Origin of the sequence: Puniceibacterium sediminis (assembly GCF_900188035.1) — a bacterium.
GTDB lineage: Bacteria > Pseudomonadota > Alphaproteobacteria > Rhodobacterales > Rhodobacteraceae > Puniceibacterium > Puniceibacterium sediminis.
This window is the reverse complement of record NZ_FZNN01000045.1, coordinates 1-7306: the sequence shown is the minus strand read 5'-3', so window position 1 is coordinate 7306 and position 7306 is coordinate 1. Positions and strand designations below refer to the sequence as shown.

3 protein-coding genes and 3 pseudogenes are annotated in these 7306 nt (G+C 60.6%); 5 read left to right on the top strand and 1 reads right to left on the bottom strand.

Annotated features, from left to right (window positions below; genetic code table 11):
* Positions 1 to 369: 369 nt before the first annotated feature.
* A pseudogene (locus CHB75_RS20925) lies at positions 370 to 593 on the bottom strand (transposase); the annotation flags it as partial.
* A gap of 420 nt (positions 594 to 1013) precedes the next feature.
* Here CHB75_RS20925 and CHB75_RS20920 point away from each other — a divergent pair.
* From CHB75_RS20920 to CHB75_RS21905, 5 genes and pseudogenes are all read left to right on the top strand, one after another.
* A complete protein-coding gene (locus tag CHB75_RS20920; protein ID WP_342745331.1) occupies positions 1014 to 1475 on the top strand; it encodes a hypothetical protein in 462 nt (153 codons plus the stop codon).
* The gene (locus CHB75_RS20915; RefSeq protein ID WP_089274082.1) at positions 1417 to 2898 is read left to right on the top strand and encodes a Y-family DNA polymerase; all 1482 of its coding nucleotides are present in this window, start codon (positions 1417 to 1419) and stop codon (positions 2896 to 2898) included. Before CHB75_RS20920 ends, CHB75_RS20915 begins: the two co-directional genes overlap by 59 nt.
* Complete coding sequence (locus CHB75_RS20910; protein WP_089274080.1) at positions 2895 to 6203, top strand: error-prone DNA polymerase; 3309 nt, start codon at positions 2895 to 2897, stop codon at positions 6201 to 6203. Before CHB75_RS20915 ends, CHB75_RS20910 begins: the two co-directional genes overlap by 4 nt.
* 522 nt (positions 6204 to 6725) lie before the next feature.
* A pseudogene (locus CHB75_RS22590) lies at positions 6726 to 6902 on the top strand (IS110 family transposase); the annotation flags it as partial.
* Positions 6903 to 7119: 217 nt separating this feature from the next.
* Positions 7120 to 7306, top strand: a pseudogene (locus CHB75_RS21905) (transposase); the annotation flags it as partial.

Sequence of the window (7306 nt, the reverse complement as noted above, 5' to 3'; positions counted from 1 at the left end):
CGTCGGATAACCAGATTAGATCAGACATGTTCACCGCTCATTTTTTGAGCCGTGAATCACGCAGCGAAGCGAAAATCAATGGGTCCTGAGCCTAGTCACCATAGGTGTAGCAATATAATTTGAACAACCTTGGAGAGCTTTACGCATAGCTGGTCGGGAGCGAGCGTGACGCCACCAAATTTCGCGTTCAATCTTCGCGCGAACCTCAAATTCGCCGTCTTTATTAACTCGCTGGCGATATGGCTTTACTGTTCCTGCGATATGCTCGAATGGCGTTTCGTACAATGCTGTGTCTGCTTCTAAGGTAGCTGTGGACTCTGATGCTAAATAGAGTAGATACCATGTCTCCCCTTTCCCCGGAAACAGTTATCCCACGGCCTCTGTGACGGGCATGCCAAACAGAACTTTCATCGTCAGGCAGGTCTGGATCGCGGCGTCGCTAAAGGTGGGCTGTCGGCCACCCTTGCCGGTCAGCTTGGCCTCCCACGTCATCTTGGGATCGAACCAGATTGTCAGCGAGCCCCGGCGCTTAAGCGCTTCGTTGTAGGCCCGCCACTTCCTGATTTTATAGGTCAGGGGGATGGTCTGCTCATGCCTCCCAGCTATCACGCTGGATTCAAGACATGAATCCCCCATCCGATTTGCGAAATAGAGCCAGTTCTCAGTGACAATCAACATCCTGACGCAGGATCGCAAGGATCTGGGGTTCGTTAAATCTCGTCATCTTCATCAGATTCTCATCAGTCATAATGCTGAGAAAAGTCTACGTCCGCATCCCCTTAGTTTTGGGGAGGATTACCCTTCTTACTCATCCCCAAAACTGACTACGACGACCCTCTCCCGCATTACAGGCAGCCTGCCTGTTAGTATTGGCAAGGACTAGCGTTCCCCTTATGTTTACGCTCATGCAAACACGTCGTCTTCCCCATATTTCTTTACGCATAGGCCGAGTACATGAGGTCTGCGGGCCCTCTTCCAGGGGCTTTGCGGCCATCCTCTCGGCGCCTGGCGCTGTGTTTTGGATTCGGGAAACATGGCTGGCGGATACTCTGCATCCGCTGGGCCTCACCTCATTCCGCGATCCTACCCTGATTTTGACTGCAGTGACGCAGGATCAGACCGATAGCCTTGCGGTGGCGGAAGAGGCGCTGAGCGATGGGGCGTCGAACGCTGGTGCGCTGCCTTATGTGGTAATCGAAATCACCCGACCGCTGAACCTGCGCGAAGGGCGGCGTCTGCAACTGGCCGCCAAAGCGGGGGGCACCACAGGGCTGTGCGTCATTCCCGAGGGGATGGGCTCAAACGCCGCCGAGACCCGCTGGCGGGCATCGCCTGTCTTTGATGCCCAAAGGGAAGACTCGACTCTGATGCGCTGGGAAAATATAAAGAACAAATCGGGAACAATTGGTGCCTGGGATGTTCGATGGGACTCAGAAACGCGTCGCCTGCATGTGGTTTCCGCGGCTGCCTTGTGAGCGGGTTCTGCGGGCGCGCCCGATTGAGGCCCCTTTTGCGCTGACGCTGAACCAGAAAAACACGGACCGCATCTATTGCCTGACACCACAGGCCGAGGAGCTGGGACTGCAGCGCGGTATGAGCTTTGCCGATGCGCGTGCATTTTGTCCGACCCTTGTCAGCCAACCCGCCCAGCCCGATCTGGATACGCGGTTCTTGTCCAGCCTGCGCCGCTGGGCCACGCGCTATTGTCCCTGGGTCGGGCGCGAGGGGACCGATGGTCTGGTTTTGGATGTGACAGGTTCGGCCCATCTGTTTGGCGGCGAAGAGGCGATGCTGACAGATATGCGCGGGCGCATCGACCGTGCGGGCCTTACATTGCGACTGGGTCTCGCGGATACGCGCGGTGCTGCCTGGGCGCTGGCCCATTTTGGCGAAGGGCGGATCGCGCCCGGACAGGCACGCGACAGGCTTGCGCAGCTGCCGGTTGCGGCCCTGCGGCTGGAGCCGCAGATGGTCGTGCGGTTGCAGCGGCTTGGGTTGCGCAGCATCGGTGATCTGTTGACGACCGCGCGCGCCCCGCTGGCGCGACGCTTTGGGACGGAACTGATGCTGCGTCTAGATCAACTTCTGGGTGATTGCCCCGAAGTGATCGGCCCCGAGGCCGAGCCGCCGCATTTCGGCGTGCGCCTGACCTTCCCGGATCCAATCGGGCTTTTTGCCGATGTCATGGCCGCGACAGAACGACTTCTGATGCCGCTCTGCGACAAGCTCAAAACCCATGAGGCGGGCGCGCGTCGCCTGATGCTATCTCTGCGCCGTGTCGATCAGGGCAGCCAGCAGGTCGAATTGCGCCTTGCCGCCGCGATCCGTGATCCGGCCCGTATCCTACCGCTTTTTGCACGGGGCGTGGGGGGCGTGGATGCAGGCTTTGGGATCGATCAGATCCGGCTCGAAGCCACAGTGGTCGAACCGCTGCCCGTGCAGCAGATCGGCAGCATGGCAAGACAGGCCAGTCCTGATCGGCTCAATGATCTGATCACCCGTATCGGGACGCGGATCGGGCTTGAGAATGTGCAGCGTTTCCTGCCCGCCGACAGCCACATCCCCGAACGCAGCTTTACCATCGCGCCTGCGGCCTATAGCGCCCCGGACAGCGGGTGGGTCTGCCTGCGTCCACGCCCGCTGCGGCTTTTCCCGCCGGAACCCATCGCCGCGTCGGGAATGCAGCCGCCCGCCCGCTTCAAATGGCGGCGCATGGCCCTGACCACCGCACGCGCCACTGGTCCCGAACGGATCGCGCCGGAATGGTGGCTGGAGGATGACGCCTGGCGTTCTGGCCTGCGCGATTACTGGAAGGTGGATACGCGCGAAGGTCGCCGCCTGTGGCTGTTTTATACGCCGCAAAATCCGGGCTGGTTCGTGCAAGGGGAATTCGCATGACATATGCCGAGCTTTGCGTCACCTCGAATTTCAGCTTCCTCACCGGCGCCTCACATCCTGAGGAGTTGGTGCTGCGCGCCGCCGAACTGGGGTTGGATGCTATTGCCATCACCGATCGCAATAGCCTGGCTGGTGTGGTGCGGGCCTATAGCGCGCTCAAAACCCTGCGCAAAGAGGCACACGAGGCCCTGCGTATCAGGTCCAGCCATCAGATCGATACCTGTTCGCGCCAAGAGGTCGGCTCGCCGCAGGATCTGGCCGTTCCGACCATGCGCAAGCTGCCCCGGCTTGTCATCGGCGCCCGGCTGGCGCTGCGTGATTGCCCCGTGGACTGGATTGCCCTGCCCACCGACCGCGCCGCCTATGAGCGGCTTTCGCGGCTTTTGACCCGGGGCAAACGGCGCGCAGACAAGGGAGAGTGTCACCTTGATCTGGCCGATCTTCTAGAAGGATGTCAGGGCATGATCCTGATCGCGCTGCCTCCACCCGATCTGGTGCAGGCACGCACCCCGATCCAGACCCTTGCACGCCGCTTTCCGGGCCATGTCTTCCTGGGTGCCGCACCCCGCTATGATGGGTCGGATCAGGCATGGTTTGACGCCTGCGCGCAACTGGCGCTGCGCTGTGCGGCGCCAATGGTGGCTGTGGGCGATGTGCTGATGCATCACGCCGCGCGCCGACAGCTGGCGGACGTCCTGACCTGCTTGCGTGAAGGGCTGACCATTGACCGGATTGGAACAAGGGCCCTGCCCAATGCCGAACGTCGCCTGAAAGGCGCCGAAGACATGGCGCGGCTTTATCGCCAACATCCTGCGGCCCTGCGCAGGACGTTGGAAATCGCGGTGCGCTGCTGTTTTGAGCTTTCGGAACTCAGTTATGAATACCCTGACGAGATATCCGGCGATGAAGCGCCGCAACAACGGCTTGAAAGATTGGCACGCGAGGGGCTGACGCGCCGCTATCCCCGCGGCGCGCCTGAGCGGGCGCACAGACTGATGTCCAAGGAGCTGAACCTCGTGGGCGAACTGGGTTATGCCGCCTATTTCCTGACCGTGCATGACATTGTGCAAGAGGCCCGGTCGCGCGGCATCCTGTGCCAGGGGCGCGGCTCGGCGGCCAATTCGATCCTGTGTTATCTGCTGGCGATCACCGATGTGTCCCCCGACATGATCGGCATGGTGTTTGAACGCTTCATCTCGCGGCATCGCGATGAGCCGCCCGATATCGACGTAGATTTCGAACACGAGCGCCGCGAGGAGATCATCCAGTGGATTTATGAACGCTATGGGCGTCACCGTGCGGGGCTGTGCGCGACGGTGATCCATTTCCGTTCGCGCGCCGCGATCCGCGAGGTGGGCAAGGTGATGGGTCTGAGCCAGGACGTGACGGCCAGCCTCTCGGGTCAGATCTGGGGCATGTCGAATGGCGGGGCCGACCCGGCGCGGATACGTGAACTGGGTCTTGACCCGTCCGACCGCCGTCTTGGCCAGACCATCCGCCTGATCGGTGAAATTGTCGGATTCCCCCGTCACCTCAGCCAGCATGTCGGCGGTTTCATCATCACCCGTGGACGGCTTGACGACCTCTGTCCGATTGAAAACGCCGCGATGGAAGGCCGCACGGTGATCGAATGGGACAAGGATGATATTGATACGCTTGGCGTCCTCAAGATCGACATCCTGTCGCTGGGCATGCTGACCTGCCTGCGCAAAAGCTTTGAACTGCTGGAAAGCCACGAGAAAATCCGGCTTTGCCTCGACACCGTGCCGCAAGAGGACCCCGAGACCTATGAGATGTTGCAACGCGCCGATGCCGTGGGGGTGTTTCAGGTCGAAAGCCGCGCACAGATGAACTTCCTGCCCCGGATGAAGCCCGCAACCTTTTACGATCTGGTGATCGAAGTGGCCATCGTGCGGCCCGGGCCGATTCAGGGCGGCATGGTCAAACCCTATATCCGGCGGCGTCAGGGGCTGGAGGCGCCCGAACCCTTTGGCCCAGCACTGGCCGAAGTCACGCGCAAGACACTGGGCGTGCCGCTATTTCAGGAACAGGCGATGCAGATTGCCGTCGTCGGCGCGGGCTATTCGCCAGAAGAAGCAGACCAGTTGCGCCGCTCGCTTGCCTCCTTTCGGCGCATGGGCACCATCGGGGCACAGCGGGATCGCTTCGTCAAAGGCATGCTGACCAACGGCTATCCCATAGAAATCGCAGAGCAATGTTTTGCGCAGATCGAAGGCTTTGCCGATTACGGCTTTCCCGAAAGCCATGCGGCGGCCTTTGCCATGCTGACCTATGTTTCGTCCTGGCTCAAATGCCATCACCCGGCGATCTTTGCCTGTGCGCTGCTCAATTCCCAGCCGATGGGGTTTTACGCCCCGGCGCAAATCGTGCGGGACGCCCGCGAACACGATGTCGAACTGCGCCCGATCTGCGTCAATCACAGCGCATGGGACAACCGGCTGGAACGGCGCACGGATGGGGCATTGGCACTAAGGCTTGGGTTTCGCCAGATCAAGGGCCTGCGCGAGGAGGATGCGGGGTGGATCGTTGCGGCGCGTGGCAACGGTTATCCCGATCCAGAAAGCCTCTGGTTACGTGCGGGCCTTGCGCCCGGCGTGCTTGAACGTCTGGCCGAGGCGGATGCCTTTGTTGGCATGGGGCTGAACCGGCGCGATGCGCTTTGGGCCGTGCGTGCCATCCACGCACCTGCTCCCCTGCCGCTGTTTTCCGATCCGCTTGATGGCGAGGGGCTGCGCGAACCCGAGGTGACCCTGCCTCCAATGTACCTGGGCGAGGAAGTGGTCGAGGATTACGTCTCGATGCGTCTTACCCTGCGCGCCCACCCGATGGAGCTTTTGCGCCCCTCTATCGCGGATCTGACACCGCATCACCGGCTCATCACGGCACCGCTCAAACGCACTTCGGTTTGCGGCCTCGTCATCACTCGGCAGCGCCCCGGCACCGCTTCGGGCGTGATTTTCCTGACGCTTGAGGATGAAACCGGGGTGTCGAATGTCGTGGTCTGGCCCAAAATCTACGAACGCTTTCGCCGCATCGTCATGGGCGGGCGTCTGCTGCGCGTGACCGGGCGGCTGGAGCGTGAAGGCATCGTCGTGCACCTGATCGCGGACTCGATAGAAGACCTTTCACATCGGCTTGCAGATCTTGGCCACCCGATGGACGAAGCTGTCGGCGTAACCCAGCCTCAGGCCGACGATGCTCCTCGCCCCCAGCGCTATCCGCCCCGCGCCCATCATCCGCGCGATCAGGCCAAACGCCTTTTCCCAAGTCGGGATTTTCATTGAAAGCCAGACGATGCCGCGGGCCTGTATCTGATCTGCGCCGGGCACCACTTCACGCGGAAAACAGCGGCTTTAACCGTCGATACGTAGAGGAAAAGAAAACAGCTAATGCCGGACCCCGCTCTCCGCTAGACTATCGCCCCGCGTGTCCTTCACGCGACGGCGGATTCAAACCATAGGAAGGGTTGTCATAAGTCCAGAGCCGCTGTGTGGCGAAGCTCAAGGCGTCCTCGATGCATTGATGATATTGGTCCAGAAGCCCATCCCTGACGGTGCGGTGGTATCGTTCGGTGCAGGCGCTCTGCGGGGGCGGACTAGTGGATATGGACCAAGGCAATGCCTTAGCTTTCAGCTCATTCCATCAGCTTGCCACTGATCTAACCATGACCGTTGCAGGTCGGGCAGAAGAGCCGGTTCTAGGTTCTGGCCGCCTGCGCAGCCGTCAAATAGCGCATCTGGCAGCCGTAAACGCGCCCCGGGCCTAATAGTGATTTTGCATGAACCACGCTGCCGAGGAAACCGGCTATGACCATTGTTCAATCTATCCCTTCGACAATGTTCGTCGCCATCGATATTTCCAAATACCGGCATGAGGTGTTGATTGGCATCCTAGGCAAGGAGCGCCGCCGCCGTTTGACCATCCCAAATACTCTGGACGACTTCGAGCGCCTTGCAGCGCTCCTTACCAGCTATGACTTGCCAGATCACCGATCAGCTCGTTCTCATCACTGGACAGCGGGTTGTACCGATAGCACGTCTGACCAGCGCGACGCTGACCCCTCGATGCTTCACTGCCTTGACGGCCATCTCGCGCCTCTGACCCTCTCATGGTTCGTAGGAAAATACTACCCCGTGACCTGCCCCCCGGAAGTTTCCTCAGTCTGATGTAGAGTCTGCCCAACCTGAAGGAGCAGACGAGATGAGGAAAAGCCGTTTCACCGAAGCGCAGATTATCCGCTGCCCGGCAGGGCATTGCGCAGCAATGTCCCGAGAGGGGGGTGATCAAAGAGTAGGAGGCTGGTTTGCCGACGGCGGAGCTGTGCCGGAAGCACGGCCTGAGCCCTGCGACGTTCTACAAACTGAAAGCCAGGTATGGCGGGATGGAC

Excerpts from the sequence above, each read along its gene's own strand:
- CHB75_RS20915 (WP_089274082.1), top strand. The coding sequence starts at position 1,417 with ATGTTCGATGGGACTCAGAAACGCGTCGCCTGCATGTGGTTTCCGCGG.
- CHB75_RS20910 (WP_089274080.1), top strand. The coding sequence starts at position 2,895 with ATGACATATGCCGAGCTTTGCGTCACCTCGAATTTCAGCTTCCTCACC.